The organism is candidate division KSB1 bacterium (assembly GCA_022566355.1).
Taxonomy (GTDB): Bacteria; Zhuqueibacterota; JdFR-76; order JdFR-76; family DREG01; genus JADFJB01.
In genome coordinates this window covers 1-26,726 of sequence record JADFJB010000007.1, presented here as the reverse complement: position 1 = coordinate 26,726, position 26,726 = coordinate 1, and the positions used below count along the sequence as shown (strand labels likewise).

At 43.2% G+C, this 26,726-nt stretch carries 21 protein-coding genes and 4 pseudogenes; 19 read left to right on the top strand and 6 right to left on the bottom strand.

Going from position 1 to position 26,726, the window contains the following annotated elements:
• The first annotated feature begins 442 nt into the window (after positions 1-442).
• The 8 genes from IIC38_02580 (at position 443) to IIC38_02545 (ending at position 9,616) form a co-directional block, all read left to right on the top strand.
• Positions 443-736, top strand: a complete 294-nt coding sequence (locus IIC38_02580; GenBank protein MCH8124834.1) for an ankyrin repeat domain-containing protein — start codon at positions 443-445, stop codon at positions 734-736.
• 1,028 nt (positions 737-1,764) lie between these two features.
• The gene (locus IIC38_02575; protein ID MCH8124833.1) at positions 1,765-2,580 is read left to right on the top strand and encodes a sterol desaturase family protein; all 816 of its coding nucleotides are present in this window, start codon (positions 1,765-1,767) and stop codon (positions 2,578-2,580) included.
• 466 nt (positions 2,581-3,046) lie between these two features.
• Positions 3,047-5,617 carry a GH3 auxin-responsive promoter family protein gene (locus IIC38_02570; GenBank protein ID MCH8124832.1) on the top strand — a complete coding sequence of 857 codons (2,571 nt, stop codon included), beginning with the start codon at positions 3,047-3,049 and terminating at the stop codon, positions 5,615-5,617.
• 5 nt (positions 5,618-5,622) lie between these two features.
• Positions 5,623-6,786, top strand: coding sequence for a hypothetical protein (locus IIC38_02565; protein ID MCH8124831.1), 1,164 nt, complete (start codon positions 5,623-5,625; stop codon positions 6,784-6,786).
• A gap of 350 nt (positions 6,787-7,136) precedes the next feature.
• On the top strand, positions 7,137-7,334 hold the full coding sequence (locus tag IIC38_02560; GenBank protein ID MCH8124830.1) for a hypothetical protein: 198 nt from the start codon (positions 7,137-7,139) through the stop codon (positions 7,332-7,334).
• Positions 7,335-7,406: 72 nt separating this feature from the next.
• A complete protein-coding gene (locus tag IIC38_02555) occupies positions 7,407-8,507 on the top strand; it encodes a hypothetical protein (protein MCH8124829.1) in 1,101 nt (366 codons plus the stop codon).
• A gap of 402 nt (positions 8,508-8,909) precedes the next feature.
• Positions 8,910-9,275: a type II toxin-antitoxin system RelE/ParE family toxin gene (locus tag IIC38_02550; GenBank protein ID MCH8124828.1), complete on the top strand. Its 366-nt coding sequence runs from the start codon at positions 8,910-8,912 to the stop codon at positions 9,273-9,275.
• Between the two features lie 5 nt (positions 9,276-9,280).
• A complete protein-coding gene (locus IIC38_02545; GenBank protein MCH8124827.1) occupies positions 9,281-9,616 on the top strand; it encodes a helix-turn-helix domain-containing protein in 336 nt (111 codons plus the stop codon).
• Positions 9,617-9,868: 252 nt separating this feature from the next.
• Here IIC38_02545 and IIC38_02540 read toward each other — a convergent pair whose 3' ends face one another.
• Positions 9,869-11,728 carry a hypothetical protein gene (locus IIC38_02540; GenBank protein ID MCH8124826.1) on the bottom strand — a complete coding sequence of 620 codons (1,860 nt, stop codon included), beginning with the start codon at positions 11,726-11,728 and terminating at the stop codon, positions 9,869-9,871.
• Between the two features lie 71 nt (positions 11,729-11,799).
• The gene (locus IIC38_02535; protein ID MCH8124825.1) at positions 11,800-13,524 is read right to left on the bottom strand and encodes a TldD/PmbA family protein; all 1,725 of its coding nucleotides are present in this window, start codon (positions 13,522-13,524) and stop codon (positions 11,800-11,802) included.
• 352 nt (positions 13,525-13,876) lie between these two features.
• Here IIC38_02535 and IIC38_02530 point away from each other — a divergent pair, with 352 nt between their 5' ends.
• The 9 genes and pseudogenes from IIC38_02530 to IIC38_02490 all read left to right on the top strand — a co-directional run bounded on the left by IIC38_02530 (position 13,877) and on the right by IIC38_02490 (position 19,728).
• Complete coding sequence (locus tag IIC38_02530) at positions 13,877-14,059, top strand: hypothetical protein (GenBank protein MCH8124824.1); 183 nt, start codon at positions 13,877-13,879, stop codon at positions 14,057-14,059.
• Between the two features lie 447 nt (positions 14,060-14,506).
• A pseudogene (locus IIC38_02525) lies at positions 14,507-14,928 on the top strand (GNAT family N-acetyltransferase).
• Between the two features lie 230 nt (positions 14,929-15,158).
• Positions 15,159-16,130, top strand: coding sequence for an aldo/keto reductase (locus IIC38_02520; protein MCH8124823.1), 972 nt, complete (start codon positions 15,159-15,161; stop codon positions 16,128-16,130).
• Positions 16,099-16,563, top strand: coding sequence for a hypothetical protein (locus IIC38_02515; GenBank protein MCH8124822.1), 465 nt, complete (start codon positions 16,099-16,101; stop codon positions 16,561-16,563). Before IIC38_02520 ends, IIC38_02515 begins: the two co-directional genes overlap by 32 nt.
• Positions 16,564-16,883: 320 nt before the next feature.
• Positions 16,884-17,279, top strand: coding sequence for a methylmalonyl-CoA epimerase (gene mce / locus IIC38_02510; protein MCH8124821.1), 396 nt, complete (start codon positions 16,884-16,886; stop codon positions 17,277-17,279).
• Positions 17,280-17,433: 154 nt separating this feature from the next.
• A pseudogene (locus tag IIC38_02505) lies at positions 17,434-17,830 on the top strand (GxxExxY protein).
• Between the two features lie 377 nt (positions 17,831-18,207).
• Positions 18,208-19,008 (top strand): hypothetical protein, encoded by an 801-nt coding sequence (locus IIC38_02500; GenBank protein ID MCH8124820.1) that lies wholly within the window; start codon positions 18,208-18,210, stop codon positions 19,006-19,008.
• Positions 19,009-19,209: 201 nt separating this feature from the next.
• Complete coding sequence (locus IIC38_02495; GenBank protein ID MCH8124819.1) at positions 19,210-19,431, top strand: addiction module protein; 222 nt, start codon at positions 19,210-19,212, stop codon at positions 19,429-19,431.
• Positions 19,428-19,728, top strand: a pseudogene (locus IIC38_02490) (type II toxin-antitoxin system RelE/ParE family toxin). The gene IIC38_02495 and the pseudogene IIC38_02490 overlap by 4 nt, the downstream one beginning before the upstream one ends.
• Positions 19,729-19,739: 11 nt before the next feature.
• Here IIC38_02490 and IIC38_02485 read toward each other — a convergent pair.
• The gene (locus IIC38_02485; GenBank protein ID MCH8124818.1) at positions 19,740-24,194 is read right to left on the bottom strand and encodes a DEAD/DEAH box helicase; all 4,455 of its coding nucleotides are present in this window, start codon (positions 24,192-24,194) and stop codon (positions 19,740-19,742) included.
• Between the two features lie 231 nt (positions 24,195-24,425).
• On the opposite strand from IIC38_02485, the gene IIC38_02480 reads away from it, so the two are divergent.
• Together IIC38_02480 and IIC38_02475 are read left to right on the top strand one after the other, a co-directional pair.
• Positions 24,426-24,665, top strand: coding sequence for a DUF433 domain-containing protein (locus IIC38_02480; protein MCH8124817.1), 240 nt, complete (start codon positions 24,426-24,428; stop codon positions 24,663-24,665).
• Positions 24,662-25,034 (top strand): annotated as a pseudogene (locus tag IIC38_02475) (DUF5615 family PIN-like protein). The gene IIC38_02480 and the pseudogene IIC38_02475 overlap by 4 nt, the downstream one beginning before the upstream one ends.
• 9 nt (positions 25,035-25,043) lie before the next feature.
• Here IIC38_02475 and IIC38_02470 read toward each other — a convergent pair.
• The 3 genes from IIC38_02470 to IIC38_02460 all read right to left on the bottom strand — a co-directional run bounded on the left by IIC38_02470 (position 25,044) and on the right by IIC38_02460 (position 26,465).
• Complete coding sequence (locus tag IIC38_02470) at positions 25,044-25,598, bottom strand: DinB family protein (GenBank protein ID MCH8124816.1); 555 nt, start codon at positions 25,596-25,598, stop codon at positions 25,044-25,046.
• Between the two features lie 71 nt (positions 25,599-25,669).
• Positions 25,670-26,182, bottom strand: a complete 513-nt coding sequence (locus IIC38_02465) for a hypothetical protein (protein ID MCH8124815.1) — start codon at positions 26,180-26,182, stop codon at positions 25,670-25,672.
• 10 nt (positions 26,183-26,192) lie between these two features.
• Complete coding sequence (locus IIC38_02460) at positions 26,193-26,465, bottom strand: VOC family protein (protein MCH8124814.1); 273 nt, start codon at positions 26,463-26,465, stop codon at positions 26,193-26,195.
• Positions 26,466-26,726 lie beyond the last annotated feature (261 nt).

The window sequence follows — 26,726 nt, the reverse complement described above, 5'->3', positions numbered from 1 at the left end:
CTCAACAATAATTCTTTTAATGTTTATATTATTCACACGATAGTTCTGGGTTGTATAGCATTAACGATGCTTAACACCTGAAATTCCTTCACTATTAAAGTTTCTTATTTTGACAGTTTCAACCTATGCAGCAAGTAATTTGATCATTACTTTTTATAGAAAAGTCATCAAATCAAAAATATCAATTAAAAGAAAGGAAATAGCAATGAAAACAGTAACGACAGCAATGCTGGTAGTCACACTCCTTACCGGTGCCGGTTGCGGAAACCAGGACAACTCAGCTCCGAATCGTAGGCCTCCACGTGGCAGCCATTCAGGGAAATCTTGAAGCCATTCGGCAGCACATTAAGGCCGGTTCAAACCTGAATGAAAAAGAACCGACACGAGGGTCCAGTCCCCTGATCACGGCGGTGGTATTGGTAAGACTGAAGTGGCTAGAGCGTTGATCGAAGCCGGGGCCGATGTGAACTACAAAAACAACGAAGGATCAACTGCACTTATCACCGCCGCTTTTTTCTGCCGCACCGAAATCGTAAAGATTCTGCTGGAGAATAGCGCTGACAAAAATGCAAGAAATAATGCTGGAAGCACTGCGTTGGAATCCGTTGCAAGTCCTTTCGATGCTGTCAAAGGTATCTACGATGGCCTCGGAGCTGCCCTTAAGCCCCTGGGATTGGAACTGAACTACGAGCAGATTATGGCGACTCGCCCAAAGATTGCTGAGATGCTGCGATAGATGGTACTTCACAATGAAGGTTAAATGATTCCATAAATCCCGTATAACAAATGACTAAACTGGAGCGGCGGTTGAGCGTTAAATGGACATCGCCAGCCGCCACCCTGGTTAGCTTATGTACTGTAGGTTTCTACCGTTTACGCTTTCATCAATTTACACAACAAAGGTTCGGGATCATTGTTGTTTATTATTGTTTATTGGTCATTGCCTGTTGTTCAATTAACTTTTCTGACCTTTCTTAAACTGCTAGGTATGAGAACTCAAAATATCAATCTAAATTTTGTTTGGAAAAGTAGAAAACTTTAAATATATTATGGTGAATGAAGTTATCGAATGGAACAAAAGCTGTTATTCCGGAAACAAGTGGTGGCCTCAAAAAGAACGGGTGTTTTTATCTTAATTATTGGGAGTATTTACTTTTTCGCGATGGTATTTCGTATGGTTCTTGGGCTAACGTTGTATGCAGAAGCCTTCTGGTTTAGCAATTATTTATCAACTGCATTTCATTACGTTTTGGTGCTATACTTAATTCTTGTTGGCTGGTATCATCATAAAATGAGTAAACCAAAATCAAACAATTATATTCTTTCTTCAAGATATGTGTACTTTAATAATTAACAATGCCTTGATTTTGGCCGCTTATCCGGTGATCATGCTTGTTTGTACAGGCCGGGTGAGGTTCATATCGTTTTATATTCAGATAACGTATTTTGGTTGGGCGCAGGTTAACTTGAATAATTCGGATGCTGCATTTCAGTATTTTGATAAAATTTTTGAAGAGCGAGCCTAATGGGTAGTTTACAAGAATATCTGGCCATCTCCCGAACAAATGGTTAAAGACGCCAAGTATACTAAGTTCTTGAAGAAAATTGGCTTGCCGGTATGAATAGGACACGTTGGTTGCATAGCAAAAAGTTGTATTCTACATTCTAATCATTTAATTTGAAAACAGTTGAATATCTTTGATACTTCTAACAATGGAGTAAATTCATTGGGTGAAACGTTGTTCACCTAAATAAGTTTGAATCATGGACTCCTTCTTAATTTTCTTCGAGCAGATGCCGGTATGGCAGAAGTTTGTCTGGGTTTTAGGTTGTTTAATCTTTTGTTGGTTACTCGAGGGTAACTATCCACTATTTCAATTTGATTATCAAAAATGGAAACATGGTGGGGTTAATTTAGTATTTTTTTTGGGCATAGGAATCATCAACCTTATTTTCGGAATTGCTACCGTGGGCGTATTTGAGTGGGTCCAGCAGAATGAAATTGGATTATTGTTTATTATTGATCTGCCTATCTGGGCTGAATTGCTCATCGCCGTTTTACTATTGGAGCTGGTAGCACAGTATTTCGTCCATTATCTTATGCACAGGATAAAATGGCTGTGGAAGCTTCATATGGTTCATCATAGTGACACGAAAGTGGATGCTACCACCGGCACTCGTCATCATCCAGGTGACTATATTCTGCGTGAATTATTTGCCTTGGTCGCCATAATTCTTATTGGTGCTCCCATCGCATTCTACTTCTTTTTTAGAATATGCACCATCTTCTTCACGTATGTCACCCATGCAAATATATCGATGCCAAACTGGTTGGATAAATCCCTAAGTTGGATTTTTATAACGCCCAATATGCACAAATTTCATCATCACTTTAAGCTGCCATGGACTGATGCCAACTTTGGCAATATGTTCTCAATTTGGGATCGTATTTTTGGAACAATGGTCTACGATGACCCCAAAAAAGTAAGGTATGGCTTAGATTTTCTTGACGGTACGCCAGATGAAAATATTCTCTTCCTATTGAAGATGCCCTTTGATAAGAATATAAGTAGTGATTGAATCCCGAAAACTATGGACTCACAAAAAATTAGTGCTATCTTATGGTTTCTATCTGCGCTCTTTTGCCTGCGAGTTCTCGCCCAACTGACTGCGTCGGTAGTCGACACTACTTTTCTCCCGGCTTTTGAAGATTGGCACAGTGCCACTATGCCGTATGGCCTGCTGGCTTTTTTTCAGATAGTGATTCTGTTCTTCATGGCGAAAACCGCGTTGAGATTCTCCCGGAAACAAGTGCGGCCGTCAAAAAGAACTGGTGTTTTCATCTTAATTATCGGGAGTATTTACTTTTTTTCGATGGTATTGCGTATGACGCTTGGACTAACGGTGTATACAGAATCCCGCTGGTTTAGCAATTATCTATCAACCGCGTTTCATTACCTTTTGGCCATATTCTTACTTCTTGTTGGTTGGTACCATCATAAAATAGCTAAACTAAAATCAGTCAATTCAATGCTTTGTTGAAGACATGCCTACTTTAACAATCAAAAATGCCTTGACATGGACCGCTTATCCGGTGGTCATGCTTGTTTGTATCGGCCTGTTTATGACCTTCAGAGGCCTGGGATTTGCTTTACTTGCCTATACTTACATACCGGTTATCGTTGGTGCAGCATCGATTACTTTCCTGGAACTTTATAACCCGCATATCAAAAGTTGGATAGCCAATAAGAACGATGTTGGCAACGATATGTTATTTATGGTAACCGTGCAGATGATTCTGCCGAAGTTACTGGCTTTTCTGGTTGCCATTTCTATCATAAAAATAATAGCTTACTATAGTTTAGGATTGACTGGATTCTGGCCCCATGCCTGGCCAATTGGCGTACAAGCAGTTCTCATGGTATTAATTGCTGATTTTTTTCGCTATTGGCTGCACAAGTTTTCGCATGAAAATAATACCTTATGGAGACTTCACGCGGTTCACCATTCGCCCAAGAAACTTTACTGGTTAAATGTTGGTCGATTCCATCCGATCGAAAAAAGCTTACAATTCCTGGCCGACGCCCTGCCCTTCATTGTTTTGGGTGTGCGGGAAGAGGTAGTGGCACTCTATTTCGTTTTTTACGCTGTAAATGGCTTCTTTCAACACTGTAATATCGAGCTGCGATTTGGATTTCTGAATTACATCATCAGCAGCGCAGAGCTGCACCGCTGGCACCATTCGCGCTTGATTGAAGAATCAAATGCCAATTATGGCAATAATATCATCATTTGGGATATCCTTTTCGGGACATATTTCTTCCCGAGGGACCGTTTGGTCGGTGAACTAGGTTTGTTTAATAAAGACTACCCCTTGGATTTTAAATCCCAACTTAGGACCCCGTTTGCCGGCAACATTGATAGTCAAGCCCTCCCCCTTCTCAAGTACAGGGATATCGCGATGAATGGGTTATTAAAGCTGCGGATGATTCATATTCGCTTTCGGTATTATGCACCGTATGTGCGCAGCGCACGCGAACCCTGGAAGGTTCAGGAAAATCTGCTTCACAAAATTCTGCAACAGAACAGGAATACCCGTTTCGGAAAAGAGCATTCTTTTGAAAAGATTAAGAATTACGCGCAGTTCAAAGAGTTTGTCCCGGTACATGATTATGAGCAGTTGAGACCTTACTTCGAGGAACAGGAGAAGACCGGGGAATCCGTTATCCACGCCGACATGCCTATTATGTATAACGAGACCAGCGGGACCACAGGAAAGCCAAAATACATACCTGTGATGGAGGAAACCATATCGAACTTGCGAAAAAGTCAACGGATTTTTTCTTATGTGCAATATAGAATTAAGCCCGAGGCATTCTATGGCAAATTACTGGGCATTGTAAGTCCGGCCAATGAGGGTACCCGGGAAAGCGGAATTCCCTTCGGTTCGGCGTCGGGACTGATTTACAAAACCATGCCCAAAATCATCCGCGGCAAGTATGTTTTGCCTGCGGAGGTTTTTGAGATCAAAGATTACGACACCAAATACTACACCATCATGCGACTCGCCCTGGCACAGAAGGACATCACCTATCTGGCAAGCGCCAATCCTTCCACCTTTCACCGTCTGCTGGAAGTGATGAACGAACAGCAGGACTTGCTGCTGCAGGATATCAAAAGCGGGACCATTGCCTTTTTAGACAAAATGGCACCGGCCATAGCGTCGAAGCTCAAACAAAGTGTCAAGCCAAATCCAAAGCGAGCTGCTGAGCTGGCGGAGATATTTAGCTCTATTGAGTCTGTTGGTTTTTCACAGGTGTGGCCTTACTTAAAGATCGTTACGACCTGGACAGGTGGCAGCTGTGGCATTGCCCTGAGTAGTCTTTTGCCAAAGTTTCCCCGGGATGCCGAAGTGGTTGAACTGGGATATATGTCCAGCGAATTCCGGGGGACCATCACTATCGATCTGGCAACAAATGCCGGTCTGCCGACCATCCGGGAAAACTTTTTTGAATTTGTAGAAAAGGAAAAATGGGAACAAAATGATAAAGTGTTCTTAACCATCGAACAACTTGAACACGACCAGGAATATTACCTGGTCGTGACCACGAAAGCCGGCCTGTATCGATATGACATGAATGATATCGTCACGGTGACCGGCAAATTCCAGAATACACCCACTTTAAAGTTTGTGCAGAAGGGGAAGGGGGTCACCAATATTACCGGAGAAAAGTTGTACGAAAGCCAGGTGATTCTGGCAATGCAAAAAGCGGAACAAACATTCGGTTGCCATTTTCGGTTTTATCAAATGCTGGCTAACCAAGTGTCTTCAGGTTATGAACTATATTTCGAATTAGGCGACAAAACGGCAATCGATGATAACAAAATCTCTGCATATTTAGATGAGCAGCTTGGCCTGTTAAACTTAGAGTACCAGGTCAAGCGCGAGAGTAACCGGCTAAAACCGATAAATGTTTTTTCCTTGCGCCAGGGAACCTTTGAGCGATTTAAGACAGCATGCTTGCAGGGAGGCCAGCGGGAAGGCCAGTTCAAAACAATCGTACTACAATATAAGAAAGACATCCTTTTTGATTTCCATGCGCATATAATGGAATAAGGTACATGACACTTACCGAACTTTCCTTAATTAAGCTCAACATCCCCTTTAAAGTAAGTTTTAAGCACAGCAGTGCTGAACGGGAAATGACCCAATCCATCCTGGTAGTGGCCAAATCAGCAAGCGGCAATATCGGATTAGGGGAAGGGTGTCCAAGGGAGTATGTCACTCATGAAACCGTCGAATCCGCCACTGCCTTTTTTGAAACCCACCGGGAGATATTAATTGGCAAGATCCATTCTCTTGAATCTTTACAAGACTTTGTGCGGGATAATGAAGCTCTCATCGACAATAACCCTGCCGCCTGGTGTGCTATTGAACTTGCCCTGTTAGATCTGTTGGCCAAAGAAAACAAACAATCCTTAGAAAAAATACTAGGTTTGCCACAACTAAATGGAGACTTTCGCTATACTGCCGTGCTGGGAAATGCCTCCTGGGACAAGTTCGTATTGCAGGTAAAACAATATCTGGCTATGGGTTTCCAGGAATTTAAGCTGAAAATCTCCGGAGATCTATCTGATGACGTCAAAAAAATTGCACTCCTTCAGGAATTGGGAAAAGGAAATCTAAAACTCAGGGTCGATGCCAATAACATCTGGCAGGACAGCGGCACAGCCATTGATTATTTCAAGCAATTTGGAATCCGGTTACTTGGCATCGAGGAGCCCTTAGCTGCGATGCAGTTTGAGCAACTGAGTAAAGTAGCCGAGGGCACGCAGACAAAAATCATTTTAGATGAGAGTTTTCTAAATAAATCGCATTTCGATTCTATCCAAAAAATTGCACCATCTTTCATTATTAACATTCGAATTTCCAAAATGGGGGGCTTGCTACGCTCGTTGGAAATTGCCAGGATGGCTGGAGAACTTGCACTACCTATCATCGTCGGGGCTCAGGTGGGGGAAACCAGCTTATTAACCAGAGCCGCCTTGACTGTGGCGCACACGAATAAACGCAATTTGCTGGCCCAGGAGGGCGCGTTTGGTACCCTGTTACTAAAATATGATATCGTCAATCCGCCTCTGATGTTTCGAAGGCGAGGGTTACTTGATCCAAAAGCATTTCTAAAACCGGATGAATACGGCATGCAACTATCGTATCAATTCAATAAGATCAATGGCCTCCAGAACCGGCAAGTTGGATATAAGTCCGTGGCTCAAAATCCATAGAATCTTAAATTGATCGCTTTGCCCTCTTAAAATTTGAGAAACTTTTTACTATTGAATTAAAACGAGGAGCCCAAGTAAATAAAATCCAGATCATTGGTCATTGTTTATTGCTAATTGATCACTGTTAATTGTTCATTGATCTATTGGCAGTTAAATACTATGTTTATACCTCTTATGAAAATTGTCAATGAGCATTAATTGGACATTGGGAGTTTATTTGGTAGCTCCACAGGCAGAAAGTTGACTGTAGCCATAGAGATTCCGCGATTTGTCGTTTTCTACGAAACGACTCCATGACTGCTGACTCTTCTGTGTACTCTGTGTCCTTATTTCCAAAGCGAGGATCGATCATGAGGCAGAACTTGACCTTTTTATTTGTTGCTATCCTAATCCTTGTCGTCCCACAAAACGCAAAGGCCCAACCAAAGTTTAAAGTCGGCGATGCATTTCCGAATCTCCCGTTACCATCTCTACATGCGGGTGTTGCAGATTCAATCGGAAACTATAGCGGTCAGAAGCTGATCTTGCACATCTTTGCCTCATGGTGAGCGGGCTGTAGAATTCACGTGCCCGGGTGGCACGAGGCGACAAAATCTCTGCAGAGCGACGGTAAAGTGCAAATGGTTGGTATCATTCAGGAGCAGCATCCGGATCGTGCTCGTTTGTTTATGCAATGGAAGCAGATGGGATGGCCGATCATGGTCGACGGTTTAAATCTGCTGGGCGTCGAAGTGGTTCCCATTACGCTCTTTATTGATGAATTCGGCATCATTCGTGCGATAAACCCGCAGCGCTCCGATGTCGAAGGCCTCGAAGCGTTTTTGAACACTGAATATAAAGCATCCGACAGCAGCGAAATTGTCGCTCGAAATGGCGGTAGCCAAAAGGCAGAGCGAGCTAATCGCCTGTTGCTGTGGGGAGACGCCGCTGATATCGGCGAGGCTATCCGCCTCTATGATGGTGTGGTTGAATCCGAGCCGGAGAATGGCCCAGCGCGCTTTCGTCTTGGCGTGGCTCACCGAATGCGCCATGATTCCGCGCATCGGCAGGCGTCGGATTTTCGATTAGCGGTTGAGAACTGGGCGTCGGCACTTGACATCAACCCAAATCAATACATTTGGCGGCGTCGAATTCAACAGTATGGACCTCGCCTGGATAAACCTTATCCGTTTTATGATTGGGTTTCTGAAGCACGCCGGCAAATAAGTGCGCGTGGTGAAACACCCGTTGAACTGACAGTCGAGCCCAGTGGCGCTGAAATCGCGAAGCCGGGGAGTTTCTCTAACAGCGGGCAGACAAAAGCCGAGCCTGACCCGGAGGGCCGAATCGTAAGAGACCAGGGGCAGTACATTAAGGTGGACTACGTCGTTGTAAAGTCAACCGCGACTGACGGCGGGGTTGCAAGAATTCATGTGCGATTCGCGCCTAATCAGTTCAACAAGGCGCACTGGAATAATGAGGTTGGGCAACTTGAACTCTGGGTGTCCGCCTCGAACGGGTGGGAGACTAGTTCACGGTTCTTTACAGTCCCGAATCCTAAAAAGGCGGTGAGCCTGGAGATTCGTAACATCGAGTTTGAAATCCGGAGTAAGGAATTACCTGAGGGCGGCAAGCTCACTGTCCCTGCTTATGCACTCTATTATGTCTGTGAGGGTGTAGATGGAACCTGCTTGTATCGCCGACAAGATCTATCCATTGAGGTTAACTTTACCAATCGTTAGTCGTGTGCTAATGGCTACGGCGCTCAGCTGAGGGCTTGAGATGCGTGAGTTAGTTTTGTGTGGACACGGCGGCGGTTCTAACTGTTTTTTGTGGGTAGTTTCGGTCGTTCCGAAGGCTGATGACCATAGACAAAGGAATCTGTTTAAAGGACTGTTTTCACATAACATCGGGTTTCTCTTGACGGCGGGGTGCCGGTGTAATTTTCAGGTTAGTAGCTTCTCTCATTGCTCATTGTTTTTCCCTTGACTTTTAACATCCTGCTTGGTACTTTTATTTGTTCAAAATAGAATAAACCATTGGGGGCTCTATGTATGCATTTCTCCCGAAGTATCCAAATAATTGAAACGTTGCTAAAAGAAAAGATAACTTGAATTATCCTATCACAATGTGATATATTTCATATGTTATTACTTAAAACAAGATGGTTTAACAAATGGGCAAAAAAGAATTCCATATCCAATGATATTTTGCTTAGAACTATTGAATCATTATCTAAAAATCTTAATGTCATTAATTTAGGAGCAGGACTACATAAGATCCGCACTCCTGGAATTGGAAAAGGAAAAAGCGGTGGGTATAGAACAATTGTCGTGTATAAAGAAAAGGAAAAAGCAATTTTCGTATATGGATTTTCCAAAGCTGAAAAAGATAATTTAGATAAAGAGGAATTGAGGCATTTCAAAAAATTAGCTAAAGACTTATTGCAGATAAGTGTTAATGAATATTCAAGGCAAATAGAATTAGGTAATTTTATTATTTTGGAGTAAAAACGATGAGAGAAAGCGTAAGAGAAGCAATCGGGGAAACGATTCAAGATCTCATACTAAGTGGGGCAAAGACATCATTTTCTGAGAAAGAATTGAAGAAATTAGGAATCATTATTCCTGAAGTAGAAATCAATGCCATGGATATTCAAAAGATAAGAGGGACAACGAAATTAAGTCAAAGTGTGTTTGCAAAATTACTCAATGTAAGTCCGTCTTCTGTACGGCAATGGGAGCAGGGGAAAAGAAAGCCATCTGGCTCAACAAAGGTATTATTGGAACTACTTCGTTTACAACCATCAATTCTTAACTACCGAATTAAAGCCACGAGCCCAAGTAAATAAAATCCTGCTTATTGCTCACATATATATTCATTGCTCATTTGGTCATTGATCATTGTCATTGCTCATTGATCCATCTTTTTTTAGAGTCGGCTCAAGCTTAAAATTTCCCAATTTATGTTATCCCATCGCACGATGGGATCTACTCCATAAAAAGGGAATAGTAAAATCGTAAGTAAAAATTAGCAAAATAGATTCCGATGGGATGACATTTCAGGCTGTATTATTGAAAGAAGGTGAGCGTTGATGTCTGAGTCAGTTTCGAACTAAAGGGCTTGCAACCACAGGGAGCTTTGGGGTGTAGCCTTGTTTATCCTTTTTGACTTCCAGCTCTTTCAGAATCAAGGCCTGCGGCACAATAAACGAAGCCGGGACTCCCCTGCGGGATGTTGGTGCCATAAAGGCGAGGAAACCCGAACTGCTGGCTCCTCCCGACACCAGGGTATTATAGACCACCCGTTTCTCCGACGCGCCCGCCATCCTCCGCAGGGAGCTTATCGATAAGCTGCCAAGCTTTACGGAGCGTACTAACTCCTCGCGTCCATCTTCAACGTAGACCTTGTAGACGAGAACTGGTTTGGTGAGTGAAGCCCCCTGCTGTCCGCCTTGGCCCATTGACAGGAATGCAAATGGATCGAGGCGCGCTTCTGCGCCTGACACGGAAGCAGTCAGTTTGCGCACCACAATCCCATATTCCAATCCCTCGTCCTTTGCTAGCTGCAGGAGTTCATCCTTCATTTCCGATTCGGACATTCCTTTTGAAGTACTCACGGAAATGACGCCGGGACCAAGTCGCGTGGTTATGGCGGAGCTGCCCATTACCGGCCGCTGATGCCCGTTGGATTCTTTCACTTTTGGCGTTGGAGTCCGGTTGTTTAGCAGTGTCTTCAATAAACCGTTTTCCACCAAAACGATTTCGTCGGGAGGCTGGACGCCCTCAGTGTCAACGTGAAAACTGCCAATCAACTTTTGGCCTGAATAATTTTTTAGCCTTGGTGTGGCTTTAATCGTCAGATCGCGTGACACGATTCGCCTGCCGATATTGTCGTCTAAAGGTTGACCCTGACTCCTGCCCATAAAAGCGCTTATCCGTGGATCGCTGAATGTCGGCCGGCGAAAGGCGAGAAGCCCGCCTGAGCCACTGAAAAAGCGCTGAGCAAAAAACTCCATTACCGCCTGGCCCTCGAACATAATAGGCCCGGTGTAGGAATCCTCGAAGACCGGTGCGGTTCGTAAGGCGGCCAGTTCCTCTGCCATGTGGCGCACGCCACGCTTGACGGAATTCAAAGGAGGCAATTCATCAGGCTGCGCAGCATAATAGAGTTGGTGATTCGTCACCGGCTTGCCGTCGACTGCCTGCGTTGCAGCATTAACCTGCACCGCTGCCAGGGTGAGGGGTTGAACGACCTTGCTCCCTTCGCTATTCATGAAGAATAGATCGCCCTGAAAGAAATAGATCCGCACCTGGGAGGAATGAATATCCGGATAGTCAAGGAATGACCCGGATAGTTCCTTGGCGATCTCCTCCCATTCGTTTTGATTCATTTTGAAAGTGCGAGGTGGAGCCGTGTATTCGACGACTGGCGCCCTGCTGAAATCTTCCAGTTCCGCTTCCTCCGCGGAAAGCGATTGCTGCTCCAGCGCGGCAATTTTTCGTTCATACTGTTCGGAGGCCCTTTTGTAAACATTATCAGTAGCGATCCATAAGGCTCGCCGAATGCCGTCGTAGTCGTCCTCCAAAGGGATTCGCGCGGAGGCTCCCAACATGGTTGATCGAAACCCGCCGCTGATGTCGCGAAAGTTCTCGTCGTTGCGCGAATAGTCGCCTACCATAACGCGCACGTTGTGATTGCGAATGTGGTTTTCACTGGACTGCACGACGGCACCAAGGGTAGCGGTCACTTCCATAGTCCTGGCATCGCTGATGGTGTAAGAAATAAAAAATGGCCGTTCCAAATTTTCAAGTTTAAGTCTTTCCATATTGCGGGCCAGTTCATCCTTCATGGCGCGCATGATGATTTCGCGCGTTGTTTGTCCATGAACCGGCACCAAAGCGCCAATAGCGATAAACAGTGAAATCAAAGAAAGGATGAATCCTTGCATTTTCATTCTCATAACATCACCCAATGGTTATAGGCTTTCATGTAGAAGATTGCTGTTTACACCGACCAACCAGGCATTTTACTCTACATCGAGCGGTCGGCATCCGGCCTCGGTAGAATCGGCTGACGCTCTTGCGACTTGCTTTTCTTCTGTACTTCGATCTGCGTTAACAGCAATGCCGGGGAGACTGCCGAAACCGGCACACTGCCGGACTCGGCCCTACACATACCGTTGAAGATATCATATTGATCGCCGATCTCAGAAACCATAGAAAGGATCACCAAGGGCGTTCCAACCAGATCGACACCGCGGACCAGCTCATCTGGCCTGCCATCGGCATAGATGCGATAAACTTCGGTGGGCAAGACGTTAAACGCATTTGGAATGGTCCGGCCGGTAATTGTGAATCCGCCCTGGATGTCTTTAAACAACAAGCCGAACGTCTTGCCCTGCTTCTTGCATTCTTCGATTAGCTTTTGGCGGAGCTTCTGTTCGGAGACTGGTGACTTGGACTCGACCAGCAGGTTGGATTGACGGGCGACCGGCCGAAATCCAGCCTGGGCGCGGCCGTGACCGTTGGAGCGAGTAAAATTTTCGATTGGAGAGCGGGACATGAGAAAGCTCTCAAACACACCCGAATCAACGACCTTGACGGGACGAGCCTTGACGCCTTCATCATCATATTTGTAAAAACCAACCATTTGGTGTCCCTTGAATTCTTTGCGGGTCGGGTCGAACACGATCTGCAAATGTTCGGGAAGGATCTGTTCGCCGATTTTCTTTTTAAAGGTTTGGCCCTCTTTTTCACTCTTTTGGCGGTGGCCTTCAATCCGATGTCCGAAGATTTCGTGGAAAAAGACCCCGGCGGGGCGCCCCAGCAAAATTGCAGGCCCGGTGTACGGATCGACTACCGGCGCATCACGCAATTCTTCCAGTTTTTCGATCATCACTTTGACGTCGGCGAGAATCTCCTCGTCGCTGGGCAGGTCACTTGGCTCGAAGGCAAAATAACTGCGGTAAAGCGGTAGTTCCATGCCATCTTCGGATTTAATAAAGCCCGTGACAAAAAGCCTGGAATAGATCAAGTTCTGCGAAAGCCTTGTCCCTTCGGTCGTAACCAAATTTTTGCGCTCTATGGTGAAGCTAAATGTCGCTGTTCCACCATAGATCGCCGCGTTCTCCAGGAACGGCTCCGTGTATTTTTTGACCTTCGATTCCCACTTTGTGCGGCTGCCAAGCATCTCAGCTACATTAACAGGTGGTTCGTAATAAACTGTTGGCTCAGGCTCCATAGAAAAATCAGCGGATGTATCTTCTTCAGCGACCTTAACCGCCACATTTGCTTTTACTTTTGTATAGCGCTCAACCGCCTCTCGGTATTGCTTGTTGGTCTCCTGCCATAAAGCTGACCGAATCGCATCCGGGTTGTCCTCTTGGGCAATGCGCTTCAAGCCGCCGATGCGAAACATAATCTGACTAAAAGGGTCGCCCCGAATCTCGTGGGTATTGTCTAACTGATAATCGCCAATCCGCACATTTACGGAAAGCAGCCGTCTATCGGAGCTATTCGAACGCGTTAGCGATCCGAATGATGCGGTCACCGAAGTCCTATGTACATCGCTCACCGAGTAACTAATGAAATAGGGTGGGACTTCCTGCTTTTGCAGTTCCGTCTTTTCACGATCCAGCTCTTCCACCAGCAAATCAAGAAGGGGGTTCTGTGCATTTAAAAGAGCTGGCGTGCCTGATAGGATAATAAGGGCTACAAAAATAAGATAGCGTCCTGGCCATTTATAAGAGAAGCGCATTGCGATTTTCCTCTCATTATTGCTTATTTATGTGCTGTGAAATGATGAAAATTCACGCGTCATAGAGAAGCCCCGTCGTTAAAATTAAAACTCGCGATAATGTTAGGACGAATCTTCCACAAAATTGGCAAAATCAAATCCTTGTAGAAGATGGCAGTATTCGAAGCTTTTCGTCTGAATTATGTGGCAACCATTATAAGCAAGTTTGGTGAAAAATTCAAGTTTTTTTGTCCATAGACTTGCCATCTTTTTGGATGACTGTCAAGTCAGCTTTACTATTATATATTTACATACATTACTGGTAGTTTTCCTCGTCTGAACATTATTATCACTATTAATGGTTGGAGGATCCATGAGAAATTCAACGATACTATTTAGAAGTTTATTATTTGGCATCTTGCTCTTGTTGTTTTCTAGATCCTTAGCCGAGGAGCGTCCCAGGCTCCGAGAAGCAGGTATTACCGCCGGGATTCTTTCTGTTGGCAAGATGGAATGCCATCACGTAGAAAGGCAGCAACTAAGCCTTTTTAAGTAAACCGAACATGAAAACAACGCACCTTTCAGGGCGAAATATATCAAACCACTGCCTCAGGCGGTGGTAGTTGACTTTCAGTGCGGTTTGGTTCGTGTTTTGATGTAGGTATTAAATATAGTACGTTTTACGGTATAGGGCTATGATAATACTTGAGCTTTCAACCGTCCTAGCTCTACCTGTAAAAGACAGACAAGTTTTTGGAAAAAACACATAAACTTTTGTTCAAGCTAGATTTAAACAGCCGTTGCTTTTGGGGAATTTCAGAGCGATTTTGGTCAAATTTTGTACTTTCTATCACTTTCACTACCGCAGTTTAAGTCAGTTTAACATTTGCCGTTATATGCATCTACCATTAACCATTCTCAATCCCCACGTTCCCCAACAAACCTATTGAAACATAAATCCTGATTCATTAAATTAACTTTAATAATTTACCCCGTGAACTCTATGAAACTACAAGAAGAATTCCATATCAGCACCGACAAATCATTACTCGACCTTGAGCTAATTCATCATTTTTTACAAGATGCATATTGGTCCAAAAATATTCCAATTGACATTGTTGAAAAGTCCATCGAAAATTCTGTTTGTTTTGGCGTCTACAACGCGGCCGAGCAAGTCGGGTTTGCCCGGGTGGTTACGGATTACGCAACATTTGCCTACCTGGGTGATGTTTTCATTCTTGAGCCTTTTCAGGGGTTGGGTTTGGCAAAATGGCTTATCCCGAATTGTCGGGATTGCGCAGATGGATGTTGGCGACCGAAGATGCCCAATTGTTTTATGAAAAATTTGGCTTTGTGCAATTAAAGGTTCCGGACTACCTGATGGAAATCAGCGATCCGGATATTTATTCTCGAGTAAATATTTAGCCTCGAAGTCTCTAAGACTCAAAGAATAAAACTAATGAAGGAATATATTCCATGTAATGAGGAAGAATTAAAAAAATTGGCTCTATGTTGTTTTGAGTGGCTTAGAATCTCAGAGAAAACAAATGGAGCCACGGATTAACACTGATTAAACACGGATAAAATATTTTATTTTTTGATAGAATCAGTGTTCATCTGTGTAAATCAGTGGCTAATAATTTATTGGAGGCATTGTGAATTATCGATCCTTAGGAAGAACTAAACTTCAAATATCGGAAATCGGTTTCGGCGCCTGGGGAATTGGCAAGACATTATGGAAGGGCGCCGAAGACCCCGAATCCCTGCGGGCTTTACACACGGCCATCGATCTTGGTTTGAATTTTATTGACACGGCCCTGGTTTATGGTAACGGCCACAGCGAACAATTGATTTCCAAAATTTTAAAAGAAAGATCCGAGCGCATTTATGTGGCAAGCAAAGTTCCACCAAAAAATTTCAAATGGCCGGCCCAACCCGGTATTTCTATAGACCAGGTATTCCCACCGGATCATGTGACGATTTGTGCTGAAAAATCACTGAAGAACCTGGATGTCGATTGCATTGATTTGCTGCAATTGCACGTGTGGAATGATGAGTGGTTATCTGAACCTGATTGGGTTGCCCCAATCGATCAATTGAAGCAAGATGGAAAGATTCAATACTTTGGCATTTCCATCAACGATCACCAGCCGGAAAATGCCGTCCGCTTAATTGAATCAGGATTGGTAGACAGCGTACAGGTTATTTTCAATATTTTCGATCAATCACCAGCGGCCAGGTTGTTTCCGGCTTGTGTGGAGCATAATATCGGTGTCATCGTTCGTGTTTCCCTGGATGAAGGCGGACTGACCGGCAAAATCGATCGCAATACGACATTCCCTTCGGGTGATTTCCGCAATTCCTATTTTGCCGGTGATCGTAAACTTCAGGTTGAAGAACGCACTAAAAAGCTGGAGAACTTTCTTGGCCCGGAAACAGAAACTTTGCCAGAACTGGCGTTGAAATTCTGCCTGGGATTTGACGCCGTTTCGACAATCATCCCGGGCATGCGAACCGTAAGCCATGCCCAGTCAAATTGCTCAATTTCAGAAAAGAATAAATTGTCTTCCGAAACGATCAAACGACTGGCCGAGCATGCCTGGCAGCGAAATTTTTATCTGGATTAATATTCGAACTATTCATATGAGCCGCTCGAGCAAAATCCTTGTTTTTTATTCCTTTTTGGTCATAAACCATTTTTTTCATATTTATGAGTTAAACACAAATGGCTTTAAGCAGGAATTCTCACTCGCCGCATTTTCGTTGACCTTTACTCTTTTCCTGCAATTATTGTTTTTGTTTATTGTTTTACTCGTAGGCTATGATCTTTTCCAAAACGGCCACCACGCTTATGGCAGGGTAAAATGGGTTTCTATTCTATTTTTATCCTATGGGCTATTAATTACAATCGCCCTTGTTTATCGAGAAGAAAATATACCCGGCAGTTATTCCGGATTCTTCTATGTGATGATTTGCCTGCCAATGTTACTGCAGTTATTGGATCATCTGAAAGGAGAAAGGGAGATGGCATTACAGAAGAGGAAACGGATTAGTGGATGATTTTTTACGTGCACCCTGCGATTAAAAAACCAAACAATAATATTGCCACTGATTTACGCGGATAAAACACGGATACGCCAGTAGGCGCACAAGTTTTAATAAATGGAGCTTTAATTCACTTTTCACTTATAATAAATTTCTACAAATTTAAAATTGCATGTAATGGCTGTTAATTTGTTTCTAGACGGATTTTATCCGTGAAAATCCGTGGCTTTTATGAATTGGTTGCGGCGTTACCGTGCTGTGTCCTCTGCGACACAGTGACTGATTTTCAAGACAGCTCAAAATGATAAACAACTCAAATTTAACCAGAGTTAATAATGATTAAAAAAATTGACCACATAGCAATAGCCGTTCACGATTTGGATTCCAGCCTGAAATTTTACACAGATGTTCTCGGACTACAAAATGCCGGAATTGAAGAAATCGCAGATCAAAAAGTACGGCTGGCCATGCTTCCGATTGGCGACACCCATATCGAATTGCTGGAACCCACAACTGAAGATAGCCCCATTGCGAAATTTCTCGAAAAAAAAGGCGAAGGCATGCACCATATTGCATTTCGTGTAGAGAACCTTGCTGGCGAGTTGATCAGGATGGAAGAAATGGGCGTCGAGCTTATTGACAAAACAGTTAAAACAGGAGCCGGTGGAAACCAGGTTGCATTTCTGCATCCGAAATCGACTTTTGGTGTATTAATGGAGCTTAGTGAATAAGGATTATTAAAATGTCTGAACCATGATTATCTTGATGTGGGGATTTTCTTGATTTCTATTTGTAAAATATGTCTTTTATATTCTTTGCTTGATGTCACGATTATACATTTTTAATCCTTTACATCTATAAATCCTAATAATCATGGTTCAGACAATGAAGTATGAAGACATTACCCGAAAGATTATAGGTTGCGCGATGACGGTTAATAGTACTTTGGATAATTGTTTTCAAGAGGTGATATACCAGCGGGCTTTGGCTATCGAGATGAATGTTAAAGATCAAAATTTTGAGCGTGAAAAGGAAATGCCCATTTTCTATCGTGAACAAAATATTGGCAGCAGGAGGGTAGATTTTTTTTGTAGAAGAGAAAATTATGGTTGAATTGAAGGCAATCGTAGCACTGGAAAATGTACATTTAGCACAAGCTATGAATTATCTGGAAGCCTACAACATGGAAATTGGTTTATTGATAAATTTCGGCACACAAAGTCTGCAATTTAAACGGGTGCATCATAATCTTAACCGCGATAAAAACTTGTCTGAACCATGATTAATTGGATTGATTAGCATAATTAAAGAATCATAAAATCGTAATATCGCATAAAATCAAAATAATATTCAAATGACCAATAAAAAAATCCTAGTAATCCTGAAATCAAGAAAATCAGGGTTCAGACAATTTATTAAAACATACTCGAAAAAAAACATCTGAACCATGATGACAAAATAAATCGTGTGTTTAAACATGTTTTTAGAACAATCTAAATTATCAATTCTCAATGCACTTTCTTCCCCAAATAAGCCCTCAACTTCGGCGAGACCTTTCTTTGTATTAAAGCATTTTTCATTTGCCATTGTTTTGATTCATCAACCTCGCTAAGAAATTGACGAATTGGAAAACTTAATCCGGTCAGGAATTTCCAACAGATGAATTGGCTAAACCATCTAGTTCTTTCAATATTCATAGCGGGAATTTATTCTTTACCAGTAGATGATGTGATCAATCTGCCAGTTCATGTTCACGTCTTTAAAAAGACAAATGAACAAATAGATTACCTGTTAAACGAAACAAATGTAAGAAATTGGATAGAAGGAACGGGAACCCGAATTAGAATTGGTAAACAATTAAACTCATTATTACTAGAGGATGTAAAAGTCAATCAAATATATACATCGATTGGCGTTGTTTGGAATCAAGCAAAAATTCAATTTAAACTGGAAACATATGACATCATGACTCATGACAGTCTTGAAAATCAAGTTTTGTCAGCGAATCCATTAGAGTTTCTACCTTTGAGTTTGCATACAAATTACAAAATGGAAAATGGAATCCATATTTATGTAGGCAGAAATACAAATCGATTTGGCTTTAATAATACTATAATTAGTGGATTGACAAGAGGGCCTGGTTGCACAAATAACACAAACAGGGATCACGCCATTGCGCTTGCTTGGGATACACCGAATGAAAATGGTATTACGTTAGCCCATGAAATTGGACACTTTCTTGGTCTTCAACACCCGGATGAGTCATACTTTTATCAAACATGCGGGATAGAACTTTTGAGTATTTCCGATAAAGTTTCGGGAAACTTAATGATTTCACCTAGTGCAAAAAAGGCTAAATTAACTGAGAAACAAATAGCTCGGACAAGAGAAATGGCTTGTAGGTATTTATCAAAATGGGAGCTAAAGAGCGCTGCTTGTGCTTCGATGCATCTTCAATAAAACTACTGGAATCTGATCCATTTATAGTAAATATCTTGGGCTCTTAATTTTGGTCGTTTTCAATTGTATTTTGGGATTTATTTGAAAATTGAGATTGGTTTTTGGAATTACTTGAATCAGATTCCTGGGTGTGATAAATTATGCGGTTTATTATTTACAAAACATAATACTAATGTGAAAATGATTTAAGGAACTTAGATTATGAGAAGAATTACTGCAACAGATGCACTTCACTTGTCAATACCAGAACGAATTCAGTTAGTCGAAGATATCTGGGACAGCATAGCTGCTGAGGTAGAATCTGTAGAGTTAGCCGAAGAAGAAAAGGAAGTTATTAACCAAAGATTGGAAGCTTATCACCAGAATCCTAACAGTGGATCTCCATGGAAGGATGTCTATAACCGAATTGTAGACAAAAAATGAAATATAAAGTGGTCATCCAACCCGAGGCAGAAAATGATATAAAAGAAGCATTTTCATGGTACGAGAGCAAACATGATAGGACACGATTTGTTATTGCAGATTGAAGCGGCTTTTCGTTTCCTGGAGATCAATCCTGAAGTATTTCAAAAAGATTATGAAGGTGTCAGAAAACATATCATTAAAAGATTTCCTTACAAGATAGTCTATTTGCTTGACAAAAATAGGATCGTAGTAATAGCTGTCCTTCATCATAGAAGAAATCCTACCGTTCTAAAACAAAGAAGAGATAACATGTAAATCAAAAATTCTCAATGCACTCCCTTCCCCAAATAAGCCCTCAACTTCGGCGAGACATTCCTTTGTATTAAAGCATTTTTCAATTGCCATTGTTCTGATTCATCAACCTCGATAAAAAATTTGATTTCTTTGCCTTCTTTGACCGCAATGGGGACTCCATCTCTGTAAAGGATCCGGTTACTGAAAATAGTAGACACCCGTTTGCCGACCGTAATTATACCGGTTAAATTCAATGGATCGGCTGCACTGATCGAGATGAGATTGCCATTGCCCTTTTTTTTATTGGATAAATGTGCTTTCCTGGTTTTACGCATCTTTGCTACCGCTTCCGGTAAGGCAAACTGCTCACCCCAAACACCATCGACAAAACGACCTCCCCGAATTTCACCTCTGGCTTCGAGAGTACGGAAAACCCGCACCAATTCGCGCCAGGGCGGTGCAAAACTTTCCCGTTCGATGATCTTGCGAAACACAACGCCATATCTCCGTAATAATGTCCAGGCCAGCATTGCTATGGACTCAAAATCGAGTTTGGTTTCATTGTACCCTTTTTGTTCATAGCGCAACAACGACCACCTGCCGGCCTGCTCCATTTTGAAAGCCAGCCTGCGTCTGCGCATACCGGTGCTGGATCGATTTTTTGCCGGCACCAACAACGCCCTGAGACCCGTGTAACTATCGGATGTTATCAATCCCAAAGAAACCAATTCACTCACCGCCTCTTCTACCTGGGTTTGTAATAGTTGACTCCGTTCTACGATCTCATCAAAAAAAGACGCGCCAAAATCGGTTAGTAATTCCAATACTTTATTGGAATTGTTAGACAACAAATCACCATTCCCATTTGGCGGAACGGCCAACTTTTTCCATACCGAAAGGTTCGATCGATTGACCAGGGCAATAGGAGTGGTCTTAATCGGTCCGCCACGTTTTTTGCCATTAGATCCGTTCTCTTGCGAAATCATCGAATGACCATTGTGCTGGAACCGGCCCCAAACCACTCGACCGGAAAGGCATAAATCATCGAGCCAGTGATGGTCGTAATCTTTAATCCGCGCTGGTAATAGATCACTTTCCCAGGAAGCAGCGGCCGCTTCGAACCCTTCCAGTCGAGTCAGCACATCTTGCAAAGATTCAGGACCTTCTGGCTTATTTTCCGAATCTAAACGATGCCACGCAAACAGAAATCGCATGAAATCCGCTGATGATACCGGTTCGATCTCTTTGCGCAATCGTTCCAAAGTATAACGATGGATACGAGCCAAAAGCCGTCGTTCACACCATTCCGTTTCGGTGGTGCCAGGATGGAATTGGCCGCGAAATACAAAACCATCATTTTCGAGAGCCAGTAAAGTCTGCTCAATTTTGGCTATTGAGATACCCATATGCGCTGCCAAAGTTTCTGCAAGGACCGGGCCAAGCGCTTCCAATCTTCCCCGCACGATCTCAACCAAAGAAACTTTTCCTTCTGAGGCATCTTTTCCTTTTTCACCGATCTTTTTTCGCAATCGTTCCGGTACCCGGATCTCCGGGGTTAAAATTCCATCCGGGTAAATTTCCTGCATTTCCAAAACACGTTCAACCGCTACCCACAGTTTTGGGCCTGTTTCCCGGGTGATTAAAACTGTGGCACGATTGTCAGCAACCAACTGTTCAAAATAATCCTGCCAAGCGCCGGCTACACCTTCCTCTTCGATCAGAAAACCCAGCAACACCAATGCATCATGTAATTCATCTGCATTTCTTACTTGCGGCCAGGCTTCTTCCTTTACGGCTTCGATGGCCGCAGCATCTAATTTTCCCAGGTCTGCTGCTTCTTTGGGATCGAGCCATCTTCGATTCATCACTGCATTTGTACGTCTTTCTTCCAAAGGAGCATTGTCCAGGAATGCAAAAGGCCGAGCATTTAAAATTTCCTGGGATAATGGCGAAGGCTCTTTCAAATCCCGCACGACCAGGGTTTTTTCCTTAGCCTGGATTGCAGTTAGAAGATTCTCCAGCTCATCGATATCCATGGCTTCGGTCAGGCAATCATGGATGGTTTGGTTCACCAGGGGATGATCCGGGATATCGCGTTCCCCGACGATGTTCTCCGGGCAGGCAAGCTGGTCTGGAAAAATCAATGCGATTAAATCCTCCGAATTCATACGCTGGATCTGCGGAGGTACCCTTTTACCGCCCGAACGCCGCAGCACGGCTAAAGCGCGGGAAGCATTCCAGCGCCAGCGCACTTCAAACATGGGTGCATCCAGGAGCGCCTGGATCAATATCTCCCGCACCGTTTGAGGATTAAGGTAATCAAACACTTCTTCCAATGGAAAGCTGTGGGTTGCACCCAGCGATAAGATAATGGAATCTTCGGTTGCAGCCGCCTGTAATTCAAAATTAAATTTGCGGCAAAAGCGTTTTCGCAGAGACAATCCCCATGCCCGGTTCAAACGACTGCCAAATGGCGAATGGATCACCAGGTGCATGTCGCCGGCTTCATCGAAAAACCGTTCCAGAACCAGTGTGTTTTGAGACGGCATTACCCCAAGAGCCAGTTTCACGGTGGCCAGGTAAGTAACCACCTGGTCAGCGGCTTCCGGCGCCACTCCCACTTCGTTGATCAGCCAGTCCATTGGATTTTGTTTCCAGGCATCATTCTCTGAAGCAAGCTCGCCGTTATTTTCGTCTGCAATGATGCTTTCCAAATCATCAAGACGATTGGATATTTCTTCTCGCAGCCGGGATACTGCAGCAGACAACTCCGTAGTTCTTCCCGGCACTTCGCCAAACCAGAAGGGAATGTTGGGCGGCAGCCCCTTGGCATCTTCCACCCGCATTTTACCATTTTCGATGCGCAGGATTCTCCACGAACTGTTGCCCAATTGGAAAATATCACCCGGCAAACTTTCGATAGCAAAATCTTCGTTAATCGTCCCGATGAAAGTGTTCTCAGGTTCCATAACCACATCATAATCGAAATTATCAGGAATAGCGCCGCCGCAAAGTAAAGCTGTGAGCCGGGCGTTTTTTCGTGCACGCAGTCGTTCATTCACCATATCATGATGCAAATATGCACTCCGCCGGCCTCTTCGGGTTGCATAGCCATCGGATAACATCGTGATGACTTCATCAAACTCCTTGCGGGTTAAATTTCGATAAGGATAAGCTTTAGTAACTAATTGGTATAATTCCTCTTCTTTATATTCCTTGCAGGAAATCTCGGCCACGATTTGCTGGGCTAAAATATCCACCGGCTTTTCCGGCATGATGATTTGATCCAGTTCCCCGCGCCTGACCGCATCCAGAATGGCACAGCATTCGACCAGTTCATCGCGGCTGAGGGGAAACAACCTGCCTTTGGGAGTACCATGGACCGTATGCCCGGAGCGCCCCACGCGCTGTAGAAATGCGGCAATCGATTTGGAAGAACCAATCTGGCAAACCAGGTCCACCGAACCAATATCGATGCCCAACTCCAAAGATGCAGTGGCGACCAAGGCTTTTAATGAACCGGCTTTGAGCCGCTGTTCGGCATCCAATCGATTATCTTTGGACATGCTGCCATGGTGCGCAGTTATGACTTCTTCACCCAGGCGTTCGGTTAAATTGTGAGCGACGCGTTCGGCCAACCGCCGGGTATTGACAAAAATCAAGGTGGTTTTATGGGCTTTGATCAACTCTTCCAAGCGCTCATAAATCTCGCCCCAAACTTCGGTGGGCATAATTGCGGTTAACGGCGAGCGCGGTACTTCCAGGGCCAGATCCATTTTGCGGGTGTGGCCAACGTCAATAATGGTGCAAGAGGAAACTTTAGAATCGTGGCCGTTACTGCCGGTTAAAAAACGCGCCACCTTTTTAATCGGCTTCTGGGTTGCCGACAAGCCAATGCGGATCAATTTTTGTTCGGTGAGTGCATCCAATCGTTCCAGGGACAGGGACAAATGTGAGCCGCGTTTATTGCCAACCAGCGCATGTATTTCATCGACGATCACGGTGTGGACAGTCCCCAGCATGCGTCGACCATTCTCGCTGGTAAGCAATAGATACAGGGATTCCGGCGTGGTCACCAAAATATGCGGAGGTTTCTTGACCATAGCCGTGCGCTGTGAGGATGGCGTGTCGCCGGTGCGAACCGAGACTTTAATCTTAACCTCCGGCAGCCCGGCTTTTGCCAGCTCCTTTTTGATGCCAATTAAGGGAAATTGCAGGTTACGTTCGATATCGTTGCTTAAGGCTTTAAGGGGCGAAACGTAAACAACCTGCAGCTGGTCGGTCAGGTCGCCTGCCAGTCCTTGCTTAACCAGGTCATCGATAGCCGAATAAAATGCCGCCAGTGTTTTACCGGAGCCGGTTGGCGCGGCGATGAGTGTGTTGCGGCGCTTCTTGATCTCCGGCCAGGCCCGGGTCTGAATTTCAGTAGGCGCTGCAAACGTATTTTGAAACCAATTGGCAACCGTTGGGTGGAATAGATCTTTCATATTGTCTGAGAGCATTTATTCGAGAAATTGAAACCGTTTACTGAATGTAAGAAATTAAGACAGCAAGTTCATGGGGAAATTGATGAGGAGTTGATTTTTTTAGTTGAACGAATTTATTTCCAATAATAGCAACTTCAGTGGTTTTTATATTTGTTTTAGGGTTGACATTTTAATTTTTCTTATTTAGTAATAGATTTTCATATTTTTCGATTCAACATTAGGAGTGTTAAAATGGTGAAATCAATAGCGCGAATAACCATTAATCCGGATATAATGGTTGGAAAACCAACTATAAGAGGAATGAGAATCACTGTTGAACAAATATTACGCGCTTTAGCTGGCGGTATTTCTGAAAAGGAATTATTAGAAGAATATCCGGAATTAGAAAAAGAAGACTTTCAAGCTGTTTATTCGTATGTTGCAGACTTGGTTGATGAAGAACAGGTATTTCCTGTAGAATCTTCAACATAAGCTTGATTGAATTGAAGTTTTTAGTGGATGTTGGGGTTGGCATAAAGATTGAAGAATTTCTCATAAATGTTGGTCATGATACAAAAACAGTAAGATCTATCGATCCCAAATTGTCTGATATTGATATTCTAAAAATAGCAGCTAGTGAAGAAAGGATGATTATTACTATGGACAAAGATTTCGGAGAATTAGTATATCATTCTTCTAATGGATCATAAAGGAATCATACTACTAAGACTAGAAGATGCGACAGGATCAGAAAAACTTGAGGTAATGAAAATGATTATATCAAAATATCGAGACAAAATAAAAAATCACTTCTGTATCTCTCAAAAAGATAAATTCAGAGTAAGAAAAATACGACGATGAAACTGTCGGCTACTCAGGATGCTCGCATAAAGAAGCATTATTACCCCTTTGCAAAATCTTCGCTAATTCGATAATTCTCGCCACATGGTTATCGTCGTGCTCTGCCATAAAAAACGCCCAATCGATGATACGCATGGGTTTATTGATGCGGGGATGCAAAATAGAGATAGCCACTTGTTCTCCGCTAAGGTCTGCCAGTTTGGAAACCAGGTCTTGCCGGGCATCTCTGAATTTTTGCAGGAGATCCTTCATAGAACCGGAGTTATGATTCCCACCGTGGGTTTTTGTATTTGTCATATCCGCCGGAGTGAGAACATCTGCATTTGACAAAAAATCGGCCAGTCTTTTTTCACCCAGTTCTTCCAGATCCAGCAAGTGACCGACATTTTCCTGAATAGACCAACTGTCAGCCGCTCTAATGACAAGAATGCCCGGCGGTAAATCTCGGGTGATTTCGCCTATTCGAACCGGGGTTCCACGCAGGCGTGCCAAAATACAGGGAAAGACTCCGACCGGATCATGAAATTCAAATTTTCTTTCGATCCATTTAGTTCTGTTTATCATACCTGCCTCACTTTTAAAAATGACGATTTAGTTTTATAGGTAAAAGAATGAATCGCAAACAACGGTTTTTGCTATTGTTCTAAAAATTCCAACCAAATACCGAACGTAAACTGAGGAGGAATTAATATGCTCCGTCCTCTCGGCGTGGAATAAAAATCAAACTTCTGCTTAAACGAATTCTCAAGCAATAACTTTGTCTGGCTGATTTTTTTCACCAGAACGGTGGCGCCAACTATGCGGCCGGAATAATTATCACTCACAAGATAAATTTTTCCACTGTCCAATTCAATGACTTTTACAGGTGTGTTTGTGTAAGAGAGTTCAACATGAGAAGGATTGCCGGCGGCAAAACTTTGGAATTTCTCGAGGTTTTCGCGGTAAATGTGTTCCGGGATCCAAACAGCATACAATTTCTGGGCGGTATTCGGATGATTCAAATGAATCACATGATCTTTGGCAGGACTGGAATAATGGATAAAAAAGAACGGATGCATTGGATCGTTCTCCGGAAAAGACAGGATATTAGCATATCCAAATTCCTGGTATTTATACTCAATTTTATTCTTTCCGAAACCTTTTCTCAAAGTATCCAGATCAGCAGGCTGCTCCACTTTCAAAGCGCAAAAAGCGCCGGCACCTCGGGGGTTCTCGATGATGAAATTGGAATACCATTTCGAAAGGAGATCTTTTTCCCGGTTTGATGGAAAAACCCAAGTCTTGATAGCGCTGCTTTGCTTTCTCCAAATCCTTAACGGCGATGTTGATATGGTCGAGTCGAAATCTACTTTGGGGATTATTTTTTATTTCTTGATTCCCAAAACCAAAATAAATTGTAATTAAATATATGGCGAAATTAAGATGGCTCATTTTATTCATTCAATATGAACTCAAAAACTATTAATTTTATCAGTAAAGGAATTAAGTATTTATACGGATAATCTATAAATTAATCAAATTATATCCGTGGTAATTTCCAATATCATTTTGATATTCATGTCATGAACCGTTCAATTGTAATCACATCTTTTAGAAAATCTTTGTTTACGTGTAGCTAAACATCTTTAGAGAAAAATTAGGCAACTGATTAACATAGCGCCTTGGACCGCAACTCAATAATTTAGCAACGGA

Coding starts and splice junctions, on each gene's coding strand:
- IIC38_02575 (MCH8124833.1), top strand. CDS start 1,765: ATGGACTCCTTCTTAATTTTCTTCGAGCAGATGCCGGTATGGCAGAAG.
- IIC38_02570 (MCH8124832.1), top strand. CDS start 3,047: ATGCCTACTTTAACAATCAAAAATGCCTTGACATGGACCGCTTATCCG.
- IIC38_02565 (MCH8124831.1), top strand. CDS start 5,623: ATGACACTTACCGAACTTTCCTTAATTAAGCTCAACATCCCCTTTAAA.
- IIC38_02560 (MCH8124830.1), top strand. CDS start 7,137: ATGAGGCAGAACTTGACCTTTTTATTTGTTGCTATCCTAATCCTTGTC.
- IIC38_02555 (MCH8124829.1), top strand. CDS start 7,407: ATGGTTGGTATCATTCAGGAGCAGCATCCGGATCGTGCTCGTTTGTTT.
- IIC38_02550 (MCH8124828.1), top strand. CDS start 8,910: ATGTTATTACTTAAAACAAGATGGTTTAACAAATGGGCAAAAAAGAAT.
- IIC38_02545 (MCH8124827.1), top strand. CDS start 9,281: ATGAGAGAAAGCGTAAGAGAAGCAATCGGGGAAACGATTCAAGATCTC.
- IIC38_02540 (MCH8124826.1), bottom strand. CDS start 11,728: ATGAGAATGAAAATGCAAGGATTCATCCTTTCTTTGATTTCACTGTTT.
- IIC38_02535 (MCH8124825.1), bottom strand. CDS start 13,524: ATGCGCTTCTCTTATAAATGGCCAGGACGCTATCTTATTTTTGTAGCC.
- IIC38_02530 (MCH8124824.1), top strand. CDS start 13,877: ATGAGAAATTCAACGATACTATTTAGAAGTTTATTATTTGGCATCTTG.
- IIC38_02515 (MCH8124822.1), top strand. CDS start 16,099: ATGCCTGGCAGCGAAATTTTTATCTGGATTAATATTCGAACTATTCAT.
- mce (MCH8124821.1), top strand. CDS start 16,884: ATGATTAAAAAAATTGACCACATAGCAATAGCCGTTCACGATTTGGAT.
- IIC38_02500 (MCH8124820.1), top strand. CDS start 18,208: ATGAATTGGCTAAACCATCTAGTTCTTTCAATATTCATAGCGGGAATT.
- IIC38_02495 (MCH8124819.1), top strand. CDS start 19,210: ATGAGAAGAATTACTGCAACAGATGCACTTCACTTGTCAATACCAGAA.
- IIC38_02485 (MCH8124818.1), bottom strand. CDS start 24,194: ATGAAAGATCTATTCCACCCAACGGTTGCCAATTGGTTTCAAAATACG.
- IIC38_02480 (MCH8124817.1), top strand. CDS start 24,426: ATGGTGAAATCAATAGCGCGAATAACCATTAATCCGGATATAATGGTT.
- IIC38_02470 (MCH8124816.1), bottom strand. CDS start 25,598: ATGATAAACAGAACTAAATGGATCGAAAGAAAATTTGAATTTCATGAT.
- IIC38_02460 (MCH8124814.1), bottom strand. CDS start 26,465: ATGAGCCATCTTAATTTCGCCATATATTTAATTACAATTTATTTTGGT.